Here is a 24,048-nt window from a genome sequence, read left to right as displayed (position 1 = left end):
GATTATGAAATTCACACTTGATTGGCTAAAACAGCACCTTGATACCGATGCGTCGGTTGCGGTGATTGCCGAAAAACTGACTGATATCGGCCTTGAAATCGAAGGGCTTACCGATCGTGCAGCAGCCCTTGCCGACATTCGTGTTGCCCATATCGAAGAAGCCGGACAGCATCCGGATGCAGACCGTTTGAAGCTGTGCCGGGTCAATACCGGCGAGAAAATCATTCAGGTCGTTTGTGGTGCACCAAACGCGCGCACCGGCATCAAGGTTGCCTTGGCTCAGCCCGGTGCGATCATTCCGATTGATGGTTCCAAGCTGAAACCGGGAAAAATCCGCGGTGTCGAAAGCCAGGGGATGATGTGCTCAACCCGTGAGCTGTGCCTTGGTGAGGATCATGACGGCATTATCGAGTTGCCCGATGATGCGCCAATTGGCGCACCCGTTGCCGGTATCTTGGGTGCGGATGATACGATTTTTGAAATCGGTTTGACCCCGAACCGCCCTGATTGCACAGGCGTGCGCGGGATTGCGCGTGATCTGGCCGCAGCCGGTATCGGTACGCTGAAAACCGATCCGCGTCAGGAAGCCGTTTCAGGCAGTTTTGACAGCCCGATTGGTGTCACCATCAGCCGTGAAATCGCATCCAACAAGGCCGTTCCGGCATTTTATGGTCGGTATATCCGTGGTGTGAAAAATGCCCAAAGCCCGGATTGGCTCAAAGCCCGTCTGGAGGCCATCGGCCTGCGCCCGATTTCGGCCCTTGTTGATATCACCAATCTGGTAACCCACGATCTGGGCCGTCCGTTACATGTGTTTGATGCCGATAAACTGTCGGGTGACATCAATGTGCGCTATGCGACCAATGGTGAAAAAATCGCGGCCCTTGATAACAAGGAATACGTGCTGTCTGACACCATGGTTGTCATTGCTGATACGGCAAAGGCACTTGGCATTGGTGGGATCATTGGCGGGGAAGAAACCGGGTGCCTTGAAGACACAGTAAACGTGTTTGTCGAATGCGCCCTGTTTGATCCGATCAGCGTTGCCAAGACCGGCCGTAAGCTTCAAATCAATTCCGATGCGCGCTATCGTTTCGAACGTGGCGTTGATCCGCAATCGATTGCTTGGGGCATGGAAGTCGCCACGCACCTGATTACGGAAATCTGCGGTGGTGAAGTTTCGAACGTTGTCAAAGCTGGCGAAGTGCCAAACCCGCGCAACAGCTTTGATCTGCGGATTGACCGTATTCGTGAGCTTGGCGGTGTTGCGGTTGAGGCTGATCGTGTTGTTGGAATCCTGACATCGCTTGGTTTTGAGGTCAGTGGTTCGGGCCCGGTCATTGCCGCCGTCGCACCGACGTGGCGTCCCGACGTGGTTGGTGAAGCTGATCTGGTCGAGGAAGTCCTGCGAATTGTCGGTTATGACAAGATCCCGACTGTTGCGTTGGAACGCGAAAGCAGCCTGCCGGTACCGGCCCTGTCGCCGATGCAAAAACGTGTTGGTCTGACCCGTCGTGTTCTGGCATCACGCGGTTTGTATGAAACCGTGACATGGGCCTTTACCGACTCGCGTTGGGCAAAGCTGTTTGGTGAGCTTAAAGACGGCCTGTATCTGGCCAATCCGATCAGCTCCGACCTTGATGTGATGCGCCCCAACGCGCTGATCAACATGATCGCAGCCGCGGGGCGCAACCATGCACGCGGGTTTGCTGATCTGGCTTTGTTTGAAGTTGGGCCGGAATTCTTTGGTGATCAGCCCGGCGATCAGCGTCTTGTGGCGGCGGGTCTTCGTTCTGGTGCCACGACAGCACGCAGCTGGACCGGTTCGCGCCGAGACGTTGATGTGTTTGACGTTAAGGCCGATGCAGAAGCGCTGCTTGAGGCGCTTGGAACCAATGCGGCCAATGTGCAGGTCACTACCGACGGTGCGCCAAGCTGGTATCATCCGGGACGCTCAGCCGCCTTGCAGCTGGGTCCGAAAAACGTTCTTGGGTATTTCGGTGAGTTGCATCCGAAAGTGCTTAAGGCGCTTGGTGTTAAAGGTCGCGTCGTGGCGTTTGAGCTGTTTGTCGAAAACGTGCCGATGCCAAAGAAAAAAGGTACGGCCCGTCCGGCGCTTAATGCTTCAAGCTTCCAGTCGGTTGAGCGGGACTTTGCCTTCTTGCTTGATCAGGATGTGAAGGCCGAAGCCATCATTAAGGCCGCGCGCAGTGCCGACCGTAACCTGATTGTCGATGTGACGATCTTTGATCTTTATGCTGGAAAAGGCATCGAAGATGGCAAGAAGTCACTGGCATTTTCGATCACATTACAGCCGACCAAGGCAACCTTGACCGAAGAAGAAATTGATACGGTCAGCAAAAACGTTGTCGCGGCTGTCGAAAAGGCAACCGGCGGATCTTTGCGGGCCTAGGTCCTGCTCTTTGGCAACCAAAGACAGTAAAACATTTCAGACGGGTCGCTTTCGGGCGGCCCGTTTTCTTTTATCGGGGATGCAAAGTATGGCGAACGCGAAAAGGCCGGGATAAATTTACCGACCGGGGCGCTTGCGCAGGATGGCATATTCTTCCTCGTCGAGATCAAGTGCGATCAACTCGGGCCCGTTGCTAAATATGTGCCATTCCATATCGGTGTCATCGCATTCAATGCTCAGTTGATCGGCCATGCTGTTCCATGTGCATTGTTCGCGATCGTCATCGGCATCAAGGCGCCCGACACCATTGTCATAAAGATGCAAAACCAAAAGCTGCTCATCCTCGTCAATCGAATAGATGGCATATGTTTCGTTTGCAAAACGGTAGTTAATTTCCCTGCCATCCAGCCGCCGCCATCCGCGCGGCAATGGCTCCCCCGGTTCGTGTTGGGCAAAGAAGTTGGCAAGGGTCTGCATGTGGTTGTTATTCATGGTGCGCATGTCCGAGCCACAGGCGCCAAGCGTAAGTAGCCCCAGCATTGCGACAGATGTCAGGATCGAACGACGGTTGCGGGCAAAGCTTATGGTCATGTTTTCCGTAACTCCCTTGGTGCCAGGGCGAGGCAGCTTTTTCCCTGCGTCACGCCTATACCGATACACCAAGCAATATGCTTGCCATTTGATGCCGGGTTTTGGCCGTCGTTAGTCAGACCGGCTGGCACGGAGTGTAAAGATGAATGTGGCGCCCGGATCACTGATCGGGCGGGTGGTATCAAGCCAGATTTTCCCGCCGTGCTGTTCGACAATTTTCCGACATAGCGACAGGCCAAGCCCGGTTCCGGAAAATTCATCCTTATGCAGGCGCTGGAACAGACGGAAAATACGCTGGGCATGTTCGGGGTGAATGCCAATGCCGTTGTCACGCACTGAAAAACGCCAGAAATCGCCCGACGGCGTATCGGGTTCAACCGTAATGTCGATATGGGGCGGGACGCCGGGACGCCGGTACTTGATCGCGTTTGACACAAGGTTCTGGAACAGCCGCGAAAGACCAATGCGGTCGCCCATCAGGCTGGGCAGCCCGTTATGGGTTATGGTGGCATGTTCCTGACTGATGATTGTTTTAAGGTCCGCCTGTGCTTCGTTGAGGACCTGATTGCAGTCAACTGTGCTGAAATCTTCATTGGTGCCGGTTTTGGCGTATTCCAGAAGGTGGCTGATCAGCTTGTGCATGCGTTTGGCACCATCGACCGCATAGTCGATATATTCGTCGGCCTCCTGATCGAGCGTCCCGGCATAGCGTTTTTTCAAAAGCTGGGTATAGCTTGCGACCATGCGTAACGGTTGTTGCAAGTCATGTGATGCAACATAGGCAAACTGTTCGAGGTCCTCGTTGCTGCGTTTAAGCTGATCAAGGGTATCGCGCAGTTTGTTGGCATTTTCCACAAACTCGGTGACATCGCGCGCGCTGCTAAAGGTCATGCCGTCAAAGGGCCCGATGGCATGCCACGAAAGCCAGCGGATATTGTCGTTGCGATCCCTAAGGCGCAGGATCTGCTTTGTGTCGCCCGAATCGCGCTTTTCGGTAAGGGAGCGTGATGATGCCAGCGCGATTTGCTGGTCTTCGGGCTCGAACAGTTTGAAAAATGGCTGGCCGATCAGATTATACAGACGTGTCCCGACCAGTTCTTCGAACGCCGGGCTAAACCCGTGCAAAATGCCATCGGTATCAACTGCAATCGATGGTTCGGGCGTGTGGCGCAAATAGGTTTCGAACGGATTGCAAAGTTCCTGCTGTGCGGCGGTTTCAAGCAATAGAACGGAAATGAAATCACGTTCGTTCTCAAGGTACCTGTGCGCCATAAGATAGAAACGCTGGGTATGGTTGGCATCAATGCGAATATCGACCATCGCGCCAATCCGCGCATCCGGCCAGACATTGTCAATCAGCGGCCCGCGCAGTCTTGCCATTGAGGATGGCGTTAACCGGTCAAGGAATTCGGTCAGCAGCGGTTTGATGTTTTCATTCGACGGGCCAAGAATTTCGGGCCAGTTCATTTGCGTGACTAATTTCCCGTCAGCAGTATCGACCGGCCAGCTGATGACCGCACAGCCACATTCCGACAGAGTGTTTTCCGTCTCGCTGAAATGTTCGGCCAAATGGGCGGCGCGCAAATGCTGGCGCTTAAGGCGTTGCCACAGCCAGACCGCCAACCCGCACAGGATGGTCATGGCCATGACAAACAAAAGCGCGTGCAAAATGATGGCCTGGCGCCAGTTTTCCATCAGTTTTGATCGCGGGGTATAGGCAACCAGGATCCGATCAAGATCAGGCAGTTTGCTATAGGCCAGAATCATGACCTGTTGCCCATGGACGCACAGCAATGAATCGCGATCCGCAGGCTGCTTGACAATGTATTCCGCCAGATCGCCAATCAGATGCGGTGGGATATACCCACTAACCTGATCAAGCTTCCCATTGAGCAATCCGACTGTGATGTCTGAATTATCTTCAACGATCTTTTGCAGATCGACTGTGCTGTTTTGTAACAGCATCAACCCCAGCCGGTAGGCGGTTGACTCTAGTTGGCTGCTGGCTTGGTCAACGGCGCTGTCATACAGCGTTTTCTGGATGAAGAAGAACGAAAACAGCAGGACAAACACGCCGGTCATGGTCAAGAGCGCCAGCCTTTTGCGCAGCTTTGCCAAGCTGCGACGAGACAGGGTTTGCTCGATTGAGGTCATGAACATGTTGGCAGGCGTTCCCACTCGGACTGTTTCGGCTCATCCTTGTTAGATGGGGTGAGCTCTGACTAAAACCTATGTTCTTTTTCTGCGGTTGAAAAGCGCGTAGATGGTCTAAATCTTATGTAACGACAAAGAAATTACGTCTGCAAACAGGGATTTGATGAATGCGGTGGCACCTTTGACGCAATGACAGGTGGATCGCGATGATGTTCGGTCGTGATGGCATTGCAAAACACTGGTGGGCATTTGCAACACAACGCTTCTATTTGCAGGCAAAAACCCCTATAAACCCGCTGGTGATTGATCCGGGGAATTGTTTGTTCAATTTCCTGACTGCTTTGCGGATCACATATGGCGGGTTTTCCTGTAAGTGTCACATCGTTTAGGCGATGTGTTTCATCCCAGCGTCGCTGCCAGAACATGGTGTGCAGACCGGGATGGATGCTTTCGGCTGAACCTTGCGTATGACGGGTTTCGCGACAGTCAGATAACGATCATCCCAGCGTTTCGATATTGTTTTGCCCCTTGGCCGAATGCGAGCCAACTTTAGTGCCAGAAGCAGCCATATGACCGACCTTAAGCATATTCGTAATTTTTCGATCATCGCACATATCGACCACGGTAAATCGACCCTGGCCGACCGTCTGATCCAGTTGACCGGCGGCCTGACCGACCGTGAAATGGCTGAGCAGGTTCTCGATTCGATGGATATCGAACGTGAACGTGGCATCACCATCAAATCACAGGCCGTGCGTCTTAAATATACCGCCAAGGATGGGGTTGAATATACCCTCAACCTGATGGATACGCCCGGTCACGTCGACTTTGCCTATGAAGTGTCGCGCTCCCTTGCCGCTTGCGAAGGATCGCTTCTGGTGGTGGATGCCGCACAGGGTGTCGAAGCCCAGACGCTGGCCAACGTTTATCAGGCAATTGAAAACAATCACGAAATTGTTCCAGTTCTGAACAAGGTTGATCTGCCCGCAGCAGAACCAGACCGTGTCAAAGAACAGATCGAAGAAGTGATTGGCATTGATGCCAGCGACGCGGTGATGATTTCGGCCAAAACCGGCCTTGGTGTTCCAGACGTACTTGAAGCACTGGTAACCCGTCTTCCATCCCCGACCGGGGATGCGACGGCACCGCTTGAAGTTTTGCTGGTCGATAGCTGGTATGACGCCTATCTCGGTGTGATGATTTTGGTGCGGGTCAAGGAAGGTACGCTCAAGCGCGGCCAGAAGGTCCGTTTCATGAACGCCAAGGTCACCCACACCATTGACCGTGTCGGGGTGTTTACGCCAAAACCGATCGCCCTCGAAGAAATGGGTCCGGGCGAAGTCGGCTTTATCAATTGCGGTATGAAAACCGTTGCCGAATGCGAAGTCGGGGACACCATTACCGAAGACAAACGCCCGTGCGCCAAACCGCTGGCCGGTTTCAAACCGTCCATTCCGGTTGTGTTCTGTGGTATTTTCCCGGTCAACACCAGCGAATATGAAACCCTGCGTGACGCGCTTGAAAAGCTGCATCTCAATGACGCATCGTTCCAGTTCGAGCCGGAAAACTCGACCGCCCTTGGTCTTGGTTTCCGCTGTGGTTTCCTTGGTCTGCTGCATCTTGAGATCATTCAGGAACGCCTTGAACGTGAGTTCGAGCTTGATCTGATTACGACCGCACCGTCGGTGTCCTACAAGATCACCATGAGCAAGGGCGAAGAAATCCTGCTGCACAATCCGGCAGATTTCCCCGATGTCACCAAGATCGCCAAGATCGAGGAGCCATGGATCAAGGCATCGATCATGGTGCCCGACGATTATCTTGGCGGGATTTTGACATTGTGTACCGAACGCCGTGGCGTTCAGCTTGACCTGACCTATGTCGGGAACCGCGCAATGGTGGTCTATAAATTGCCGCTCAATGAAGTGGTGTTTGATTTCTATGACCGTCTGAAATCGATTTCGCGTGGCTATGCCAGCTTTGATTACGATATCGCCGGGTATGACGAAAGCGATCTGGTCAAGGTCTCCATTCTGGTCAACGAAGATCCGGTTGATGCGTTGGCATTGATGGTTCACCGTTCGGCAGCAGAATACCGTGGCCGTGAGATTTGCAAACGTCTTAAGGACCTTATCCCGCGTCAGATGTTTAAAGTCGCCATTCAGGCCGCGATTGGCGGTCGGGTGATTGCCCGTGAAACCGTATCGGCAATGCGCAAAGACGTGACGGCAAAATGTTACGGCGGCGACGTGTCGCGTAAACGTAAACTTCTGGAAAAGCAGAAGGCCGGTAAGAAAAAGATGCGTCAGTTCGGCAAGGTGGAAATTCCACAGTCGGCCTTTATCAATGCGCTTAAGATGGGCGACGATAAATAGGCGATTGCCGAAGTTTCGATATCAAAACAAAGGCTGCATCCCATTGGGGTTGCAGCCTTTTTTCTTTGCTGTTTTCAGAAGTACCTTCGCTGCGCTATGGATGATCCAACCACAACATCTATCGCAGGAGCCGACCCATGGAGCTTGACCGTCTGATCAAACAGGAAGAAGCACTGGTGTTTGACCGCTTTGACGAAGACACCGCATGGGCAATCGGTTCCAAACTGGTGGGGGTGGCACAGGCGCAAAACGCACCGGTCGCCATCAATATCCGCACCCCGGACCGCACCCTGTTTCACGCATCCCTTCCCGGGGCCAAACCGGCAAATGACGGTTGGGCACGACGCAAAAGCAACGTGACGTTACGCGAACATGAAAGTTCGATGCGGTTTGGCGTGACTCTGCAAACCAAGGGCAAAACGCTTGCCGATCATGGCCTTGATTTCGCCGAGTATGCCGATCACGGCGGCAGCTTCCCGATCCGGGTTTCCGGTGTTGGTGTCATCGGGGCGATCACCGTATCGGGGCTGGCCTCCGCCGAGGATCACGCAATGATTGTTGGCGTGCTTGCCGACTTTTTAAAGGTCGATGTGGCCTGACCCCGATCCTGATCCATACACCGGGCGATCCGACTGGATCAACGGGACGGTTTATTCTTCCAGGATCGCTTGGACTTTGCGCGATACCCATTTCGAAATGATGGTCGAGCCGGCAACAAGCAGGCCGATGGCAACCGCTGTGCCAATGACAACCACAAAGCTGCCCGCCGAACGGCCATACATCATCATTTCAATTGCGGCCTGAAACGTCACCATCAACAGCAAAGTTCCCAGCAGCAAGGTGCCTGAGCCAAAAAGAATCAGCTTATGCATATTTGTAATGAAGCTCGGGTTCTTTTGTGTTTCCGGATTTTCGTCGCTCATAAAAGTCCCCTTGATTGCGTTACATGCAGAATTCTATCTGCAGTCGGATTTTGCAGCCTGACATGAATGCGAACGAAGAGCCAGAGGTAAGGCTTATCGTTCCATGCGCCTTCGACTAGGCCAGATTTAACGCGGAGGTTCTTTAAGCGCGACCGTTTCTCGATCAGGGTTGCCGGTGTCGGGGTGATTGCGGCGATAACAGCATCTGGCCTCCCATCGCATGAAGATCACGGGATAATTCTGGAGCTGTTGAAAGGTGAGTTAGTTATCAGAAGTTCGCAGTTAATTCTTCCAGAATGGTTGATCAGCCCAGTTTTTTGGAAAGCCTGCTTGGGAGATATTGATAATATTATTTGTCGGGAGTTCATCCATTAGCTTGACTAGACGTATTCGCCAAGAGGATGAGGGGTTAACCTTGTTCAGCAAAAACTGCATGATTAGAGCGGCTGCATAATAGCGACTGCCATTTTTATCGTTGAGTGCTTCGAACTCTGGAAATTCTCCTTGCTTGCAAGGCGCGGGAGTGATGACGAGCGGTTTGTTCCAGATCCTACTATGATGAGCACATAGATTTCTGGTGACATTGAGGTATCTGATCCACGACTCTAAGGTTTTCCCAGAGGACAAGCCGTATTTTTGGGCAATTATATCTTGGTCAGATACGCGCATTCCAGCAAAGAAGTGAGACAACATTCCATAATCCCATAGTTCAACAGCAATCCATATTGGCATATAGCTGTTTGGGTATGTACGTTTGAAATGCTTTGCAAACTCTTCCTTTGAGTTCTTCGTTAGTTCGTCCATTTTGCTTAACCACTTTTGGTGGTTTGTGGCTCCATGAGTTTGAATTTTCTTTGTGAATTTGCCGTGTAGTAAAGGGGCGTGTCGGTGCGCTTCTGGATGATGCTGTCCCAAGAGTAGGGCAATATCTGTGCGTAAAGCTATTTCTATTCTTTCCAGTGCGTCGAGAGTGTGTAGGCGGAGTTTTTTGTCAAAAACATAGAGGTCAAGGCAATTCGAGAACTTTGTTTCGGGGCGGAATTGGCTGACAATTATGGGTTTGTTTTGTGGTTCGCCTGCTGCAGGATTTCTGGATTTCCTGAACGGATACCAGTATGCGCTGAGACGATAGTATCCTATGCGGGAAAGGCATTCTTCCGCTCGTTTAGGGTCAGATATTTGCATTCCGCGTCTCTGCAGAAGTGCAACTTGGTTCTGAGGGGAAAGATAGGGCTTCTGGTATACGTTCATGTACGTATATTAGAAAAAGAAGACCGACCCGTACACCAAAAAGGTGCAGTGGGGCCGGCCATGTTGATCGACTATCTATCATAGAATTTTAGAAGTGCAACATAATTCAATAGAATTGAAACTAAATATGATACGGTGAAACAAATAAGTTTCACCGTATCATATTATAAAATGAAAGTAAACTGATTTAATCTATTGATAAATAACATAAAATTTATAGTTTAATATCTAGTATTAGTTTCATATTGAAAAGTGAGACAAGTTGTGAGTGATGGCAAAGCGTACTTCGTGAGTTGTATAGAAGGTGAGATAATGGCACTGGATCAAAAAATTATTTCGCTTGAACACGAGCGCGATGTTTTAAAGCGGCAGTTAGCCAAAGCAAAATTAGAGGAAATTTCTATTGGGCCTGCCGTTAGAAAAAATAGCTTCTCACGTGTGATCGCTTGGGATTTGATTCTCAAGACTTTGCAGGCAAGTCAAGAACCAGTATCCAGCGGCTATTTGTTTGAAGTGTTGAGGTCTACGAACCATTCTCTTAATCACTCAACTTTTCGAACATACTTGAACCGTATGAAAAGGCAGGGATTGATCAAAAAGTCATCTCTCAGGGGGAACTGGGAGTTGGCGAGCAATAGCGTCAAGAATAACTAATATTTTATTCGAAATGGTCGATATCAGGATCAAGTTCGACAAAGCCGGGAAGGGCCATGCTCATCCAAAGGTGCTTTTTCGCCTTAAAAGGGGTCGGGTCATCAAAGCTGCCAAGGCGTAGATCGATGGTGTCAGCACTTTCGCGGCTCCACCATGTCAGGCTGGAGCCGCATTTGGGGCAAAATCCGCGATATTTACCCGGTGTGCTTTCGTAATCGGTCGGTGTGCCATCCCATGTGACGGCATCGGTCCGAAAGCTGACAAAGGTGGAAACACCCGACCCACTATCCTTGCGGCACATGCCACAATGGCAGTGGTTGGCACCAACCGGGTCGCCAGATGCGGAAAAACGCACCGCGCCACAAAGACAGCCACCAACATGGATCGGGGTATTTGTGGTCATGGTGCGCTTTCCTGAAATGCCTATGGATTATTCGTTCGGAACACCTGTGGTGGTCGAATATTCGAAGTGAAATTCCTTGTCCGGGAACAGGTAGCTGCGCGCGGCATGGATCGCACTTGCCCCTTCGGCAAAGCCAGACAGGATCAGTTTTAATTTATGCTCGTAATGGGCGATATCGCCAATGGCAAAGATGCCCGGAACCGAGGTTTCCATGGTCGCCTGTGTCACACCGATATGGTTTTTATCGACATTCAGGCCCCAGTCGGCAATCGGTCCAAGTTCCATGGCAAGGCCAAAGAACGGCAAAAGGTGATCGGCTTCAAGTTCGCGTTCTTCGCCCTTAAGCGTTGCGACAACAACATGCGACAGCACACCGTTTTCACCGCGAAGGCCCTTGAGCTGATAGGGGATGACCATCTCGATCTTCCCGGCTTCGGCCAATGCTTGCAGTTTTGTACTGCTGTCTGGGGCTGCACGGAATTTCGGGCGACGGTGGACCACCATGACCTTTTCGGCAACATCATGAAGCGACAATGCCCAATCAACCGCCGAATCCCCGCCACCGGCAATCACAACCTTTTTGCCCGCAAAATCCGCGCGGCGTTTGACGTAATATTGAACCCCGCCGGAATCCTCGTAATCGTCAAGGCCATCCATTGGCGGCTTGTTCGGGCCAAAGGCACCACAGCCTGCGGCAATGACAACCGCACCAGCGTCAATTACGGTGCCGGTACTGGTGGTCAGCGTAAAGCGGCCATCATCACGTTTTTCAAGTTTGGTGACCTGCTGACCCAAATGGTACGTCGGTTCAAACGGAGCAGCCTGCTTGGCAAGCTGATCAATCAGGTCCTGACCGGCGATCTGTGGGTGGGCCGGGATGTCAAAGATCGGCTTTTCCGGATACAGCGCGCTGCACTGGCCGCCGACCATTCCAAGCGCATCAATCACATGGGATTTAAGCCCCAGCATACCGGCTTCGAAAACCGCAAAAAGCCCAACCGGGCCTGCGCCAATAATGGCAATATCTGTGCTGGTTGAGGCGTCTGACATGTTTATTCCATCCAAATAATATCGAATTTGGGGCTCGGTCCAGACCCTGAGCCCGGCGATCAGCGGGAAAACGAATATGGGCGAAATAGCATTTGGGGCAGAATATCGCAATGTAAACCGGCCAAATTTGCCGCCACTGCCCGGTTTTGATGTGACCTTTATCGCCACGTCGTAAAATCATTGCGAACGGGCGGCTTCACCCCCTACAAAAGGGGACCATACAACATCCTTTTGCCAATCGATAAACGGACATCATGAGCAAGACCGTCGCTGTCAGTGATCAAAACGGGACCGAAGCCCTTGCCGCACAGCTTGCATCCATCGCCAAGGCGGGGGATGTGATCCTGATGCATGGCACTTTGGGCATGGGCAAAAGCGCGTTTTGCCGCGCCTTTGTGCGCGCGGTGGCCAATAACCCGGATGAAGAAGTCCCCAGTCCAACCTTTACGCTGGTGCAGGTTTACGAATTTGATCCCCTGCCGGTCTGGCATTTTGATCTTTATCGTCTGTCTGACGCGGAAGAAGTTCATGAACTTGATATCGAAGATGCCTTTGCCGATGCGGTCAGTCTGATCGAATGGCCTGACCGGTTGGATTATCTGACCCCGCAAAACCGACTTGATATTCATATCGAACCCGGACCGAACGAGGATGCGCGCGTGTTTGTGCTTGAACCCCATGGCGCAGACTGGGAATCGCGGATTGCCAATATGACGGGAAAAACCCAATGACGGGCACGACAGCCGAACAGGGGCGGCGCAACGCAGATCGTCAGGACTTTCTGGGCGCCTGTGGCTGGCAGACGGCACAGGTCATGCCCTTGGTCGATGACGCGTCAGCACGGCAATATTTCCGGCTTGAACGCCGCCATGACACCGCGCTTTTGATGGATTTTCCGCCCAGTGCGATCCATGTTGACCCACACGGAATTTACGAAAACCCGGAACGTCCGGCATCGGTTGAGCCGGTGTTGAAAACGACGGCCTTGTTTGAACGCGCCGGATGGCGGGTGCCAAAAATCCATGCGTCTGATGTCAAACGCGGGCTTGTCCTGATCGAAGATTTTGGTGATGTCACCTTTACCCGTGCGCTTCAGTCGGGCGGGATGATGGATGGGGTTGGGCAGGATGGGCTTTATCTGCGTGCGGTGGATCAGCTGATTGGGCTGCATCGGTTTTGTGACGATGACGGAATGACTGATTGTGGATTGGTACTATACGGGCCCGATAATTTCCGGCGCATGTTGGCCAGTTTCAAAACCGATTACCTGCCATTAATCATCGCCGACCCACAAAGGCGCGCTGCCGCGATGGCCGATTTTGACCGGTTATTGGACGACGTTTTGCCGCTCTGTTGGCGGGCGGGGGACGTGATCATTCACCGCGATTACCATGTGGATAACCTGATGCTGGTCGAAAATGGCGATGGTGGCGATGATTGCGGCATCATTGATTTTCAGGACGCCGCCATTGCCCCGCGCCCCTATGACCTTGTCTCGCTGTTGCGCGATGTGCGCCATGATATCAGCCCGGATTTGGAAAACCGCATGAAGCAGTTCTATCTGGCGACCTTCCCAAATCTTGATCATTCCGATTTCGAAACGGCTTATATCGCCAATTCGATGGTGCGTAATTTCCGCATATTGGGCCGGTTTGGCTGGCTTGCGATCAAGGCCGGGAAAACGCGCTATTTCGATTTTATTCCGCGCTGCTGGGATCTTATTCTACGCGGGGCGGTCGATGGGTTGCCTGCCTTGCATCACTGGGTGGAAACCCACATTCCTTATGATGCCCGCAAGGCCCCGAACATTAGCCCGAGCCCAACGCATTCAAACAAAAAGGCGCCTCAATGACCGGCAGCACACAGAAAGCACAGGCGATGGTACTGGCGGCCGGTCTTGGCAAACGCATGCGCCCGATTACCGATACGATGCCAAAGCCACTTGTGCCGGTTGCGGGCAAACCGATGCTTGATCATGTGCTCGATAAACTTGCCGCTGCCGGGTTTGATCGGGCCGTGGTCAACAGTCACTACTTGGGTCAGATGATTGTTGATCATGTCGGAGTGCGCAGCGCGCCCAAGGTTCTGACATCGCCGGAATCCGATTTGTTGGAAACCGGGGGCGGGGTGAAAAAGGCCCTGCCGATGCTTGATCGTGATGTGGTGCTGGTTGCCAATGCCGATGTGTTCTGGACTGAAGGGGCCGAACCGCTTTTTGATCGGTTGATGGCGGCATTTGATCCCGAACATATGGATGCGTTGCTGGCCCTTTATCCGGTGTCGGGGGCGTTTGGTTATGACGGGGCGGGTGATTTCTTCTGGCAGGTTGATGGGCGGTTAAAACGGCGTGGGGATGCGCCGTCGGCACCCTATTTCTTTACCGGCGTGCAGGTTTTATCGCCGCGCCTGTTTGAAAATACCCCCGATGGGTCCTTTTCGCTGAATGTGGTTTATGACAAGGCCCTTGCGGCTGGACGATGTTATGGTCTGGTGCATGACGGGCGGCATTTCCATATCGGTACGCCAGACGCACTTGCCGAGGCCGAACCGATCATTGCGGGTGCCTTGGAAGATGAACGGGCCAAACGGGCAACAGTCGGGGAGCTATAATGGCCGACCTGTTTGATTATATGGACGCATCTGATGCCTTCGCTCAGGACATGGCGAACCCCGAAAACCTGTTTTTTATCCCGCCGGGTGAGGCCTTTGCCGATCTGATTGCCAAACAATTGATGGCTGAAACCGCTGATCAGCCCGATGCACTGCCTGATTACGTGTTGATGGTGCCCAACCGTCGATCGGCCAAGGTGATGCGTGATGCGTTTTTACGCCAGTCGGGTGGGGCGGTGACGTTATTGCCGACCATTCGACCACTCGGCGAGGCAGACGAGGATGAACTGGCGGTTTATGGTGCGGGCGGGCAACAGGCCGCTCTTGATTTGCCGCCAGCCATCCCGGATTTACAACGCAAATTGCTGCTGACCCGCCTGATCATGACCCGGTCGGATCATCGCGGTGAAAAACCAACCGCCGATCAGGCCGCTCGTCTGGCCGGGGAACTGGCGCGCTTTCTTGATCAGGTTCAAACCGAAAACTGCCAGTTTGATGATCTTAAGGGACTGGTGCCCGAAGAATTCGCCGAACACTGGCAACTGACGTTAGAATTCCTGCAAATCCTGACCCTGCATTGGCCGGGTATTCTGGCAACTCAGGACGTCAGCGACCGGGCGATGCGGCGTAATGCCCTGATCAAGGCACAGATTGAACTGTGGCAGGACAATACCCCCCAAACACCGGTTCTGATTGTCGGCTCCACCGGGCCGTTCCCGGCCTTGCGCGATTTGATGGGTGCGGTCCTTGCCATGCCCAAGGGACGCGTGGTTCTGCCCGGCCTGATGATGGGGCTTGGTCATGAAGACTGGGCCGCCATCCAAGATGATGCCGCCCATCCCCAGCATCTTTTGGGCAAGACATTGCGTCATATCGGGCGCAGCGCTGATAGCGTTCTGCCATGGCCTGCCCTTGGCATGGAAGACGATGTCACGATTGAGCGCCGCCGTTTGGCACGCGAAGCCCTGCGCCCGGCCAAAACCACCCATCATTGGCGTCACATTACCGGGTTCGCCCCCGACGTTTTGGGCGGCGTATTGCGGGTGGATTGTTCGGGGGCGCGTGAAGAAGCCACCACAATTGCGGTGATGATGCGTGATGCCCTTGAAAATCCCGCCATGACCTGTGCGCTGGTGACCCCGGACCGTGGCCTTGCGCGCCGTGTGGCGACTGAGCTGCGCCGATGGGAAGTTGAAATTGATGATTCGGCCGGGATCCCGCTTCATGACACCGCACCGGCGATTTATCTGCGCCTTGTGGTGCGTGCGGTGCAGGAAGAATTCGCGCCTGTACCGTTGCTTGAATTGCTGAAACATCCATTGTCGGCGGCGGGGCTTCCGCCTGAAACCTTCCGCGTGTTGACCCGCCTTTTGGAACAAAACGTCTTGCGCGGGGCGCGCCCGGGGCCGGGGCTGGATGGGTTGCAAACGGCCCTTGATGGCTGGCGCGACGAGTTCATTGAACGGATGAAAAACAGTGGTTCGGAACATGCCCATGCCCGGATTGAACGCACCCGCGATGATCATGCGCGGTTGACCGATCTGGTGGCACGTTGTGCTGAATGCCTGACCCCGCTTGCCGATTTGAATGCCGATAAAACACTGTCGCCAGTCGGTGCATTGCGCAGCCACATCATGGCCGCCGAAGCCCTGGCCGCAAGCGATAGTCAGCCCGGTGCGGATCGCCTGTGGCGCGGGGAGGCGGGCGAGGCCTTGGCGGATTTCGTCCATGAATTGCTCAATGCCCTTGGCGAGTTCGTGGCGATGCCCGGCAACCGATATGGCGCATTTTTGGATGCACTGATGGCGGATCGGGCGGTACGCCCGCGTTATGGCAAACATCCGCGCCTGTTTATCTGGGGCACGGTCGAAGCCCAGATGCAGCAAGCCGATTTGACCATCCTTGGTGGCCTGAACGAAGGCGTCTGGCCGCCCGAAGCCGGGGCCGACCCATGGATGAGCCGCCCGATGCGCCAAAAATTCGGCCTGCCTGCCCCTGAACACCGGGTCGGTCAATCGGCCCATGATTTTCAGCAGCTGTTTTGTTCACCCAACGTGGTGATGACCCGTGCTTTGCGTGTTGAAGGCACACCAACCGTGCCGTCGCGCTGGTTGTTACGCATTGAAAACATTCTGCGGAAATCCGGGGTTTCCATGGAAACAGCCGATGCCGCCGAATGGCGCGCACTGGCCGAAACACTTGATGAGCCCGCCGACGAAATGCGCCTTAAAATTGGCCGTCCGGCCCCCAAACCGCCGGTGTCGGCCCGCCCGCAACGTTTGTCCGTCACCCAGATCGAAACATGGATGCGCGACCCCTATGCGATCTATGCCCGCCACATCTTGGGGCTGCGCAAGCTTGACGGGGTCGACGAAGACCCCGGTGCCGCCGATTACGGCAATCTAATTCATGACGCCCTTGATCAGTTTATTGCGCGCCATCCCGATCATTTACCGCCGGACGGTGAACAGGAATTGTTGATCATTGGCCGCGACGTATTCAAACCCCTGGCCGCCCGACCGGGGCTTTGGGCGTTCTGGTGGCCGCGGTTCGAACGGATTGCCAAATGGTTCATCCAGACCGAAGCCACGCGGCGTGGCGATGTGCGTAAATCCTATACCGAGCAATCAGGCACCCTTGATACGCCAAGCGGGTTTCAGGTGTATGCCCGTGCCGACCGGATTGATGCGCTTCGCGATGGCGGGATTGCGATCATTGATTATAAAACCGGTGCACCGCCCAGTCAGGGCGATGTGGCAAACGGCTTTGCGCCGCAATTACCCCTTGAAGCCGCGATTGCCGAAAAGGGGGGCTTTGGGGATGTGCCGGCTGGCCCGCCCGCATCAATGGCGTTCTGGAAGCTTTCGGGTGGTGATCCAGCCGGCGAGATTGTCGAGATCAATACCAACCGCATGAAAACCACGCCCGCCGCACTCGCACATGAGGCGGTTGATGGGGTGAACGATTTGGCCGCCGCCTTTGCCGATCCGGCGACACCGTATCTCAGCGTGCCGCATCCTGATCATGCGCCGAAATATTCTGACTATGTTCATCTTTCACGTCGGCGCGAATGGATGGGCAGCGAAGATGTCGAGAATGTCGAGGATGGCGATGTTAGCGCTAACATCAAGGCTATGCCAGATGTTGAGGAAGGGGAGAAGTCATGACCGAAATGCGTGGAACCGATCCCAATGTCTTACAACGCAGCGCGTCTGATCCAAGTGCGTCTGTCTGGGTGTCGGCATCTGCCGGGGCGGGCAAGACCAAGGTTCTCTCAGACCGGGTTTTGCGTCAGATGCTCTCTGGCACCGAACCCCATCGGATTTTATGTCTGACCTTTACCAAGGCGTCAGCGGCCGAAATGGCCAACCGGGTTAATGAGCGTTTGGGGCATTGGGCAACGATGGAGGACCGCGCCCTTCATGACGATCTGACCAATCTTTCGGGTGCAGCCCCCAGCTCAGACGAAACCATGCGCGCGCGCCAACTGTTCGCACGGGTTTTGGATGCACCTGGTGGCATGAAAATTCAGACCATTCACGCCTTTTGCCAGTCGCTGTTGCGGCGTTTTCCGCTTGAAGCTGGTCTGGCGCCGCATTTTGAAATCATGGATGACCGCACAGCTGCCGAAACCATGGCCGCGGTGCAGGAAGAAGTCTTGGCCTTTGCCCGCACCGGGCGCGATGAGGGTTTGGCAGATGCGCTTTCGGTTGTGACCGGACAGGTTCGCGAAGGTGCCTTTGGCGAGGTGATGAGCGAACTTGCCCGCGAACGGGGGCGTCTTAAACGCATGCTGGCCAATCTTGGCGGGGCGGATCGCATGCGTGATGCGGTCTATGCGGCCCTTGGTGTGCCGGTCGGGGTCAGCGAAGACGCGATTTTGCGAAAGGCGCTGTCAGACGATGCCTTTGACCGCGATGGTTTGATGCGCGGGCTTGCTGCCCTTGAGGCCGGAACCAAAACCGATCAGGCACGTGTGCCAGCCTTGGCGCAGTTTTTGGAAAAAACCAATGTCGAAGACCGGCTTTCGGTGTTTGGTGAGTATCGCAGCGTGTTCTTTACTGCTGCGGGGGAACCGCGCGCCAAACTGATCACCAAGGGGGCGGCGGAAAACCACCCGATGGGGGCTGATGCGCTGGAACACGAAGGCGCGCGTCTGATTGAAATTGATCGTCTGCGCAAAGCTGCGGCAATGGCCGGGGCGACGGCGGCCTTGATCAGCATTGGCAATGCGATGCTGGACCGCTATGCGACGAAAAAGGCGCTGCATGCCCGCCTTGATTATGATGATTTGATCCTGACCAGCCTGAGCCTTTTGCAACGTCAGGCCGGCATGGCGGGATGGGTGTTGTTCAAACTCGACGAAGGTCTTGATCACATCCTGATTGACGAAGCGCAGGATACCAACCCCGAACAGTGGGAAGTGGTGCGTATTCTGGCCGAAGAATTCTTTATCGATGCGGGGCGTCACGCCGATAAGCCCCGCACCATCTTTGCCGTTGGGGATGCGAAACAATCGATTTACAGCTTCCAGCGGGCCGATCCGGAAAAATTCGCCGAAATGCGCCGCTATTTCCGCGAACGGGCCCAGCAAATCGAAGCCGCATGGCGCGAAGTACCGATGAACATTTCGTTCCGGTCCACCGATGCGGTTTTGGGCACGGTGGATCGTGTCTTTGCCGGGCCGGTCGCCAAACAGGGCGTTGGGGATGAAGGCGATGATGTCGCCCACAGCCCGTTTCGCGTCGGGCAGGCGGGCCGGATTGAACTTTGGCCAGCGGTCGAACCCGAAGAACGCACGCCCGAAGACCCATGGACGCCACCCACCCGGATCGTGCGCCTTGAGGACCCGGAAATCAGACTGGCCCGCGTCATTGCCGGGCGCATTCGCCATGCGATTGATGAAGGCGAAATCCTGACATCACGCGGGCGTCCGGTGCGGGCCGGTGACTTCATGATTTTGGTGCGTCGGCGTACCGCCTTTGTCGATGAAGTGGTCAAGGCGCTTAAGGAACGCAATGTGCCGGTGGCCGGTGTTGACCGGATGCAAATCACCGATCAGTTGGCGGTAATGGACTTGGTGGCGTTTGGTCGGTTCCTTCTGATGCCCGAGGACGATCTGACACTGGCCGAAGTTTTGAAAAGTCCGTTGATCGGGCTTGATGATGATCAGTTGTTTGAGATTGCCCACAACCGGCCCAGAACCCTTTGGCATGCGCTGCGTGAAAAGGCCGCCATTGTTGAGGGCGACTCACCATTTGCACGCGCTTACGGGTTTTTGTTCAAATGGCTGGGGCGGGTCGATTACGAACGTCCGTTCGAACTGTTTGCCGAATTGCTGGGCGGTCGCGGCGAAGATGCCCGTGGTGTGCGTGCGCGCCTGGTTGGACGTTTGGGCATTGAGGCCAACGACCCGATAGATGAGTTTCTCAACCTTGCCATGGGCTATGAAGCCGATCATGCCCCGACCTTGCAAGGGTTCTTGCACTGGTTGATGGCGGGCGATGCGGAAATCAAGCGTGACCTTGAACAAAGCGGGCGCGATGAAGTCCGCATCATGACCGTGCATGGGGCCAAGGGGCTACAGGCGCCGATTGTGTTCCTGCCCGATACCATGCAGGTGCCAACACAGGCGCCGAACCTATTTTGGCAGGAAGACCGTAATCTGATGTTCTGGTTGCCGCGTGTGGCGCTGGAGACTGATGTTGTGTCGCGCCTGCGTGATGCCATCGCGGTGAAGCGCGATCAGGAATATAACCGGTTGCTTTATGTTGCTCTGACCCGGGCGGAAGACCGGCTTTATATTTGTGGTTGGCAGGGGCGCCGAAAGGCGCCGGACCATTGCTGGTACAATCTGTGTGAACAGGCGATGGAAGGCTATGCCAAGTCCGAACAGATTGATCTTGGCACCTATTCCGGGTCCGGCTGGTCGGGCGAAGGGTGGATATGGCAAACCGATCAAAGTCAGGCCCCCAAACCTGACCGTGTGGCGGCAAATGATGCGCAGGAACAGCCCCGTGCCCGTACTTTGATCCGTGCGACGGCACCGGTTGAAACCTTCCCGCCCAAACCGCTGGCACCCAGCAAAATGATTGAAGACGACGAAGTTTTCCAATCACCCTTGGGCGGGGATCAGGGGCAAAGCTTTAAACGCGGCCTTTTGATCCATAAGCTTCTGGAATTATTGCCAGACCTTCCGGTGGATGCCCGCCGTGCAGCCGCCGCACGGTTCCTTGCGCAATCGGTCCACGGTCTTGAGCCCGATCAGCAGGGCGAAATTGCCGATGAAACCCTCCGTATTTTTGAAAACCCCGACTTTGCTCCCGTCTTTGCCATAGGATCACGCGCCGAGGTGCCGTTGGTCGGTATTGTGGGTGGGGATGTTGTTTCCGCCCAGATTGACCGTCTTGTGGTGCGTGACGATGAGGTCATGATTGTCGATTACAAAACCAACCGCCCGCCGCCGCGCGATGTGGAGGGCACGCCCAAGGCATACCGTCGTCAAATGTCGATCTATCGTGCGGCTTTGCGGCAGATGTATCCGGGCAAGAATGTCAGGTGTTTTATCCTCTGGACCAATGGGCCGTGGATGGTGGAGCTTCCCGATCATGTTCTGAATTTTGGCTAAAGGCTGCGACTCTGCAGAAGTCTTGGCTTTGCGCTGGTGACATTGCAGCAGATCGCCCAATGCGCTTGACGTTTGCGTCAGTGCTGCCTACCTTGGCCTCATACAGCGGATCGAGGTGTGTGGGGGACGACCCCAAGCCTCGTAACAACTAGGATACTGAAAGTATGACCACGATTAAAGTTTCCGACGGTTCGTTCGATAGCGACGTTCTGGGTTCCAACGACCCGGTTCTGGTCGATTTCTGGGCAGAATGGTGCGGTCCGTGTAAGCAGATTGCGCCATATCTCGATGAAATCGCCGGTGAACTGGGCGGCAAGCTCACGATCGCCAAGGTGAATATCGACGAAAACCCGAATACACCTGCGAAATACGGTGTGCGCGGCATCCCGACCCTGATGATCTTCAAGGGCGGCGAAGTTGCAGCAATGAAAGTTGGCGCACTGCCGAAAAGCGCACTTGTTGACTGGATCAACCAGTCGATCTGATCTTTTCGGTCATAAAACCTCAAAAGGCGGGCTGAAATTCAGCCCGCCTTTTTCTTCGATCAAAGCGTAAAACGTTGGCCTGAAGGAACCATCTTCTCCCAGATCATATATTCTTTATTCCGAACCAACCCAAATCGCTCAAGCGCCCTCCAGGATGCTGAATTCCCGACCTCTGCATATGCGACGATTGGAAGCTTCCATTGGTCTGCCACAATTTGCGTGAAAAGACGGCAGATCAGATCGGAAACCCCCGTTCCCCAATGTTTTCGCAAACAACTGATTTGTGGTCCCAAAACGGAATCGCCCATATTGGTCAAAGTTGTGCTGGCGACGATTTCGTCATCGAGTTTTGCAATGATCATCGTGTTGCTGTCGGCTTCGTAATTTCTGCGCATACCGTCTGGTGTTACCGGTGAAACCCTGCCCCGGATGGAAAAGGCACGGTTATAGATTTCGGCAAGTTTCTCAAAGATATCAGGATTGGACGCGATTGTAGCGTCATCAAGTATAACCGCTTTATATCCCAGTTCGATCGCGCGACTGGCGTACGGAAATTCACCAGTTTGAGGTGGGCCGGGTTTTCGTTCATAGCGATAGCTTCCCGGAACTTCCGCAAAACCCATATCTGCCATTTCTGCTGACGGCAGCGCGCATTCGGGCGGATTGTAAGCGTGAAAACATGTATCCACCTTGACTACAGTCTCGGTTTCATGGCGCAGAACGTAGCAGAACCAGCCAGCAAGTGTGTTCGGATTTTTGCTGCGACCGTTGATTGAAATCCTGACATAGCAACTGCCGTCTTGGTTCTGATTTCGAGTGAGCGTTACATATGCCAGCATCTCACCATTCTCATCTTGCAGAACCAAATCGTCGCCCCAGGTGAGAATGGCCGTCGCAAGGTCCATCCTATCGTAATAACGCCGGGCTTCCTCGTTGGCGATTTCCCAACGAAAAGCGGTATAGGCTTCGATATTGTCTTGTGTGATGGAAAGTAACTGCATATGTCAGAAAACTTCTGCGGCATAAAAATTAAAATAAACCATATATATCAATGCGTTAATTTCTGTGAAGGTCAAGAAGAACGTATGACATTACACCCTGTGATCTGCTCCTGATACAATGAGATGCGTTGGTTGGTTTTGATGTTTGTGGCCAACAAGATTTCCTGCGCATTGTGTTTAACGCGCAATAGCTGTTTATCATCGCGTCAATTGACAGTCGATGAGCTATCGGATTTAATAAATACTCTGATTTCTTGCTGCAATATCAATAAGTTTGAATAAGGATTACGAGTATGGAAAGAGTTGAACATGTGTCGAATGAACTCCTGACAAACTGGATGCAAAGTGGTGGCGCAATTTCCGGGAGGACTGTGTCGTCCCACGGCGATAACAAAGGTTTAAGTGCCGCTGCGGGCACGTTTGGTGTTCATTGTTCTGGCTATATTTCCGAGGATGCTACGCCATTCCAGGCTTAAGTGTTTCTGGCATTTGAAAAGGCGGGTTGGTGTTCATCCCGCCTTTTTTGTGTGCTTGAAAGTTCATATGGTAAATTTTGCGCCGGCGGGGATATGGCGTTCCCAAACGATGTATTCTTCAACGCGCGTTAATCCGAACCGTTCAAGTGCCTTCCACGATGCGGCATTGTTTGCTTCGGCATAGCCAATAATTGGAACATTCCACCGATCTGCGACCAATTGGGCCATATGGCGGCACATCAGATCAACTGATCCGGTTCCCCAGTGGCGCCGCATGCAGGTATATTGTGGTGACAGAACAGAATCCCCCAGATTGGTCAGGGTAATGCTGCCTGTTACCTCATCACCGAACTTGGAAATGATGATATCATTGGCCTCGGCTTCGTAACTTTTGCGGATGCGCTCAGGCGTGCTGGGGCTAACCGTCTCACGGTTTGAAAAAGCGCGGTTATAGATATCTGACAGCTTTTCAAAAATGTTCCGGTCTGATGCCAGATAGGCATCATCGATCACAAGCGTTCTGTATCCTTTTTCCACTGCCCTGTCTGCATGGGGGAATTCGCCGGGGCGCGGGGGGCCGGGTTCGCGCTGATAGCGATAGTTGCTGACAATCGCCTCAAAACCCATCTCTGTCATTTCGGATTTCAGGAAAGGAGCTTTGATGGGATTAAAGACGTGATAACAGGTATCTTCCGTTGCCACCCGCCCGTTTTCAGTGTCCAGAACATAACGTAAGGCAGTTGTCAGTTCTTGGGATGTTGCCGTTCTGGTTTCGACAGAAACCATAACGCGCAAACTCTCATCACGACGATTTCTTCGGCTGATTATTACCGCAGCCTGCATTTCGTCTTTGTCATCGAGCAACACAAAATCATGGCCCTTAGCCAGAATGGCTGCACCCAAATCAATCGTTGCGTAGTAACGCTGCCCTTCTTCGTCTGCGACCTCCAGGCGGAACGCGACATAGGGTTCGATATTGTTTTTCGTGACGGGGATCAGCTGCATATTGTGCAAAACTTTTCTTGGCTTAAGAG

At 53.8% G+C, this 24,048-nt stretch carries 19 protein-coding genes; 11 read left to right on the top strand and 8 right to left on the bottom strand.

The genetic code is table 11. The features are described from left to right. The first annotated feature begins 4 nt into the window (after positions 1-4). Positions 5-2,413, top strand: coding sequence for a phenylalanine--tRNA ligase subunit beta (gene pheT, locus AC0VXT_RS19155; protein ID WP_475546690.1), 2,409 nt, complete (start codon positions 5-7; stop codon positions 2,411-2,413). A 117-nt stretch (positions 2,414-2,530) separates the two neighbouring features. Here pheT and AC0VXT_RS19150 read toward each other — a convergent pair whose 3' ends face one another. Both AC0VXT_RS19150 and AC0VXT_RS19145 read right to left on the bottom strand, forming a co-directional pair. Beyond that, a complete protein-coding gene (locus tag AC0VXT_RS19150) occupies positions 2,531-3,004 on the bottom strand; it encodes a hypothetical protein (RefSeq protein ID WP_430471758.1) in 474 nt (157 codons plus the stop codon). Between the two features lie 111 nt (positions 3,005-3,115). Beyond that, positions 3,116-5,164 carry a sensor histidine kinase gene (locus AC0VXT_RS19145; protein WP_475546689.1) on the bottom strand — a complete coding sequence of 683 codons (2,049 nt, stop codon included), beginning with the start codon at positions 5,162-5,164 and terminating at the stop codon, positions 3,116-3,118. Positions 5,165-5,727: 563 nt separating this feature from the next. On the opposite strand from AC0VXT_RS19145, the gene lepA reads away from it, so the two are divergent. After that, positions 5,728-7,533 (top strand): translation elongation factor 4, encoded by a 1,806-nt coding sequence (gene lepA, locus AC0VXT_RS19140; protein WP_475546688.1) that lies wholly within the window; start codon positions 5,728-5,730, stop codon positions 7,531-7,533. Between the two features lie 137 nt (positions 7,534-7,670). Then, positions 7,671-8,132 (top strand): heme-degrading domain-containing protein, encoded by a 462-nt coding sequence (locus AC0VXT_RS19135; protein ID WP_475546687.1) that lies wholly within the window; start codon positions 7,671-7,673, stop codon positions 8,130-8,132. A gap of 51 nt (positions 8,133-8,183) precedes the next feature. Here AC0VXT_RS19135 and AC0VXT_RS19130 read toward each other — a convergent pair whose 3' ends face one another. Next, positions 8,184-8,456, bottom strand: a complete 273-nt coding sequence (locus AC0VXT_RS19130; RefSeq protein WP_475546686.1) for a hypothetical protein — start codon at positions 8,454-8,456, stop codon at positions 8,184-8,186. 282 nt (positions 8,457-8,738) lie between these two features. Continuing rightward, positions 8,739-9,641 (bottom strand): Abi family protein, encoded by a 903-nt coding sequence (locus tag AC0VXT_RS19125; protein WP_475546685.1) that lies wholly within the window; start codon positions 9,639-9,641, stop codon positions 8,739-8,741. A gap of 378 nt (positions 9,642-10,019) precedes the next feature. On the opposite strand from AC0VXT_RS19125, the gene AC0VXT_RS19120 reads away from it, so the two are divergent. Further along, positions 10,020-10,361: a winged-helix domain-containing protein gene (locus tag AC0VXT_RS19120; protein WP_475546684.1), complete on the top strand. Its 342-nt coding sequence runs from the start codon at positions 10,020-10,022 to the stop codon at positions 10,359-10,361. 4 nt (positions 10,362-10,365) lie between these two features. Here AC0VXT_RS19120 and AC0VXT_RS19115 read toward each other — a convergent pair whose 3' ends face one another. Together AC0VXT_RS19115 and AC0VXT_RS19110 are read right to left on the bottom strand one after the other, a co-directional pair. Beyond that, positions 10,366-10,764, bottom strand: coding sequence for a GFA family protein (locus AC0VXT_RS19115; protein ID WP_475546683.1), 399 nt, complete (start codon positions 10,762-10,764; stop codon positions 10,366-10,368). A gap of 27 nt (positions 10,765-10,791) precedes the next feature. Next, positions 10,792-11,814 carry an NAD(P)/FAD-dependent oxidoreductase gene (locus AC0VXT_RS19110; RefSeq protein WP_412777852.1) on the bottom strand — a complete coding sequence of 341 codons (1,023 nt, stop codon included), beginning with the start codon at positions 11,812-11,814 and terminating at the stop codon, positions 10,792-10,794. Positions 11,815-12,068: 254 nt separating this feature from the next. Between AC0VXT_RS19110 and tsaE the strand changes: the two genes are divergently transcribed. From tsaE to trxA, 6 genes are all read left to right on the top strand, one after another. Beyond that, positions 12,069-12,545, top strand: coding sequence for a tRNA (adenosine(37)-N6)-threonylcarbamoyltransferase complex ATPase subunit type 1 TsaE (tsaE, locus tag AC0VXT_RS19105; protein WP_475546682.1), 477 nt, complete (start codon positions 12,069-12,071; stop codon positions 12,543-12,545). Further along, on the top strand, positions 12,542-13,666 hold the full coding sequence (locus tag AC0VXT_RS19100; protein WP_475546681.1) for an aminoglycoside phosphotransferase family protein: 1,125 nt from the start codon (positions 12,542-12,544) through the stop codon (positions 13,664-13,666). Before tsaE ends, AC0VXT_RS19100 begins: the two co-directional genes overlap by 4 nt. Continuing rightward, a complete protein-coding gene (locus AC0VXT_RS19095; protein ID WP_475546680.1) occupies positions 13,663-14,424 on the top strand; it encodes a nucleotidyltransferase family protein in 762 nt (253 codons plus the stop codon). The genes AC0VXT_RS19100 and AC0VXT_RS19095 overlap by 4 nt, the downstream gene beginning before the upstream one ends. Further along, positions 14,424-17,591 carry a double-strand break repair protein AddB gene (gene addB, locus AC0VXT_RS19090; protein ID WP_475546679.1) on the top strand — a complete coding sequence of 1,056 codons (3,168 nt, stop codon included), beginning with the start codon at positions 14,424-14,426 and terminating at the stop codon, positions 17,589-17,591. The genes AC0VXT_RS19095 and addB overlap by 1 nt, the downstream gene beginning before the upstream one ends. After that, entirely contained in the window at positions 17,588-21,052 is a 3,465-nt protein-coding gene (addA, locus tag AC0VXT_RS19085) for a double-strand break repair helicase AddA (RefSeq protein WP_475546678.1), read from the top strand. The genes addB and addA overlap by 4 nt, the downstream gene beginning before the upstream one ends. A 164-nt stretch (positions 21,053-21,216) precedes the next feature. Beyond that, positions 21,217-21,537 carry a thioredoxin TrxA gene (trxA, locus tag AC0VXT_RS19080; protein WP_022732720.1) on the top strand — a complete coding sequence of 107 codons (321 nt, stop codon included), beginning with the start codon at positions 21,217-21,219 and terminating at the stop codon, positions 21,535-21,537. 59 nt (positions 21,538-21,596) lie between these two features. On the opposite strand, the gene AC0VXT_RS19075 is transcribed toward trxA, so the two are convergent. After that, positions 21,597-22,538 carry a GNAT family N-acetyltransferase gene (locus AC0VXT_RS19075; protein ID WP_475546677.1) on the bottom strand — a complete coding sequence of 314 codons (942 nt, stop codon included), beginning with the start codon at positions 22,536-22,538 and terminating at the stop codon, positions 21,597-21,599. Between the two features lie 293 nt (positions 22,539-22,831). Here AC0VXT_RS19075 and AC0VXT_RS19070 point away from each other — a divergent pair, with 293 nt between their 5' ends. After that, complete coding sequence (locus tag AC0VXT_RS19070) at positions 22,832-23,014, top strand: hypothetical protein (protein WP_475546676.1); 183 nt, start codon at positions 22,832-22,834, stop codon at positions 23,012-23,014. Positions 23,015-23,077: 63 nt separating this feature from the next. Here AC0VXT_RS19070 and AC0VXT_RS19065 read toward each other — a convergent pair whose 3' ends face one another. Further along, complete coding sequence (locus AC0VXT_RS19065; protein WP_475546675.1) at positions 23,078-24,019, bottom strand: GNAT family protein; 942 nt, start codon at positions 24,017-24,019, stop codon at positions 23,078-23,080. Positions 24,020-24,048 lie beyond the last annotated feature (29 nt).

Source organism: Thalassospira sp. Z349TD_5, from assembly GCF_056173045.1.
Note: the sequence above shows the minus strand (reverse complement) of the source record. Positions and strands in the feature narration are given on the sequence as shown.

Bases quoted from the DNA above. Each gene is read 5' to 3' on its own strand.
- pheT (WP_475546690.1), top strand. From the start codon at position 5: ATGAAATTCACACTTGATTGGCTAAAACAGCACCTTGATACCGATGCG.
- AC0VXT_RS19150 (WP_430471758.1), bottom strand. From the start codon at position 3,004: ATGACCATAAGCTTTGCCCGCAACCGTCGTTCGATCCTGACATCTGTC.
- AC0VXT_RS19145 (WP_475546689.1), bottom strand. From the start codon at position 5,164: ATGTTCATGACCTCAATCGAGCAAACCCTGTCTCGTCGCAGCTTGGCA.
- lepA (WP_475546688.1), top strand. From the start codon at position 5,728: ATGACCGACCTTAAGCATATTCGTAATTTTTCGATCATCGCACATATC.
- AC0VXT_RS19135 (WP_475546687.1), top strand. From the start codon at position 7,671: ATGGAGCTTGACCGTCTGATCAAACAGGAAGAAGCACTGGTGTTTGAC.
- AC0VXT_RS19130 (WP_475546686.1), bottom strand. From the start codon at position 8,456: ATGAGCGACGAAAATCCGGAAACACAAAAGAACCCGAGCTTCATTACA.
- AC0VXT_RS19125 (WP_475546685.1), bottom strand. From the start codon at position 9,641: ATGCAAATATCTGACCCTAAACGAGCGGAAGAATGCCTTTCCCGCATA.
- AC0VXT_RS19120 (WP_475546684.1), top strand. From the start codon at position 10,020: ATGGCACTGGATCAAAAAATTATTTCGCTTGAACACGAGCGCGATGTT.
- AC0VXT_RS19115 (WP_475546683.1), bottom strand. From the start codon at position 10,764: ATGACCACAAATACCCCGATCCATGTTGGTGGCTGTCTTTGTGGCGCG.
- AC0VXT_RS19110 (WP_412777852.1), bottom strand. From the start codon at position 11,814: ATGTCAGACGCCTCAACCAGCACAGATATTGCCATTATTGGCGCAGGC.
- tsaE (WP_475546682.1), top strand. From the start codon at position 12,069: ATGAGCAAGACCGTCGCTGTCAGTGATCAAAACGGGACCGAAGCCCTT.
- AC0VXT_RS19100 (WP_475546681.1), top strand. From the start codon at position 12,542: ATGACGGGCACGACAGCCGAACAGGGGCGGCGCAACGCAGATCGTCAG.
- AC0VXT_RS19095 (WP_475546680.1), top strand. From the start codon at position 13,663: ATGACCGGCAGCACACAGAAAGCACAGGCGATGGTACTGGCGGCCGGT.
- addB (WP_475546679.1), top strand. From the start codon at position 14,424: ATGGCCGACCTGTTTGATTATATGGACGCATCTGATGCCTTCGCTCAG.
- addA (WP_475546678.1), top strand. From the start codon at position 17,588: ATGACCGAAATGCGTGGAACCGATCCCAATGTCTTACAACGCAGCGCG.
- trxA (WP_022732720.1), top strand. From the start codon at position 21,217: ATGACCACGATTAAAGTTTCCGACGGTTCGTTCGATAGCGACGTTCTG.
- AC0VXT_RS19075 (WP_475546677.1), bottom strand. From the start codon at position 22,538: ATGCAGTTACTTTCCATCACACAAGACAATATCGAAGCCTATACCGCT.
- AC0VXT_RS19070 (WP_475546676.1), top strand. From the start codon at position 22,832: ATGGAAAGAGTTGAACATGTGTCGAATGAACTCCTGACAAACTGGATG.
- AC0VXT_RS19065 (WP_475546675.1), bottom strand. From the start codon at position 24,019: ATGCAGCTGATCCCCGTCACGAAAAACAATATCGAACCCTATGTCGCG.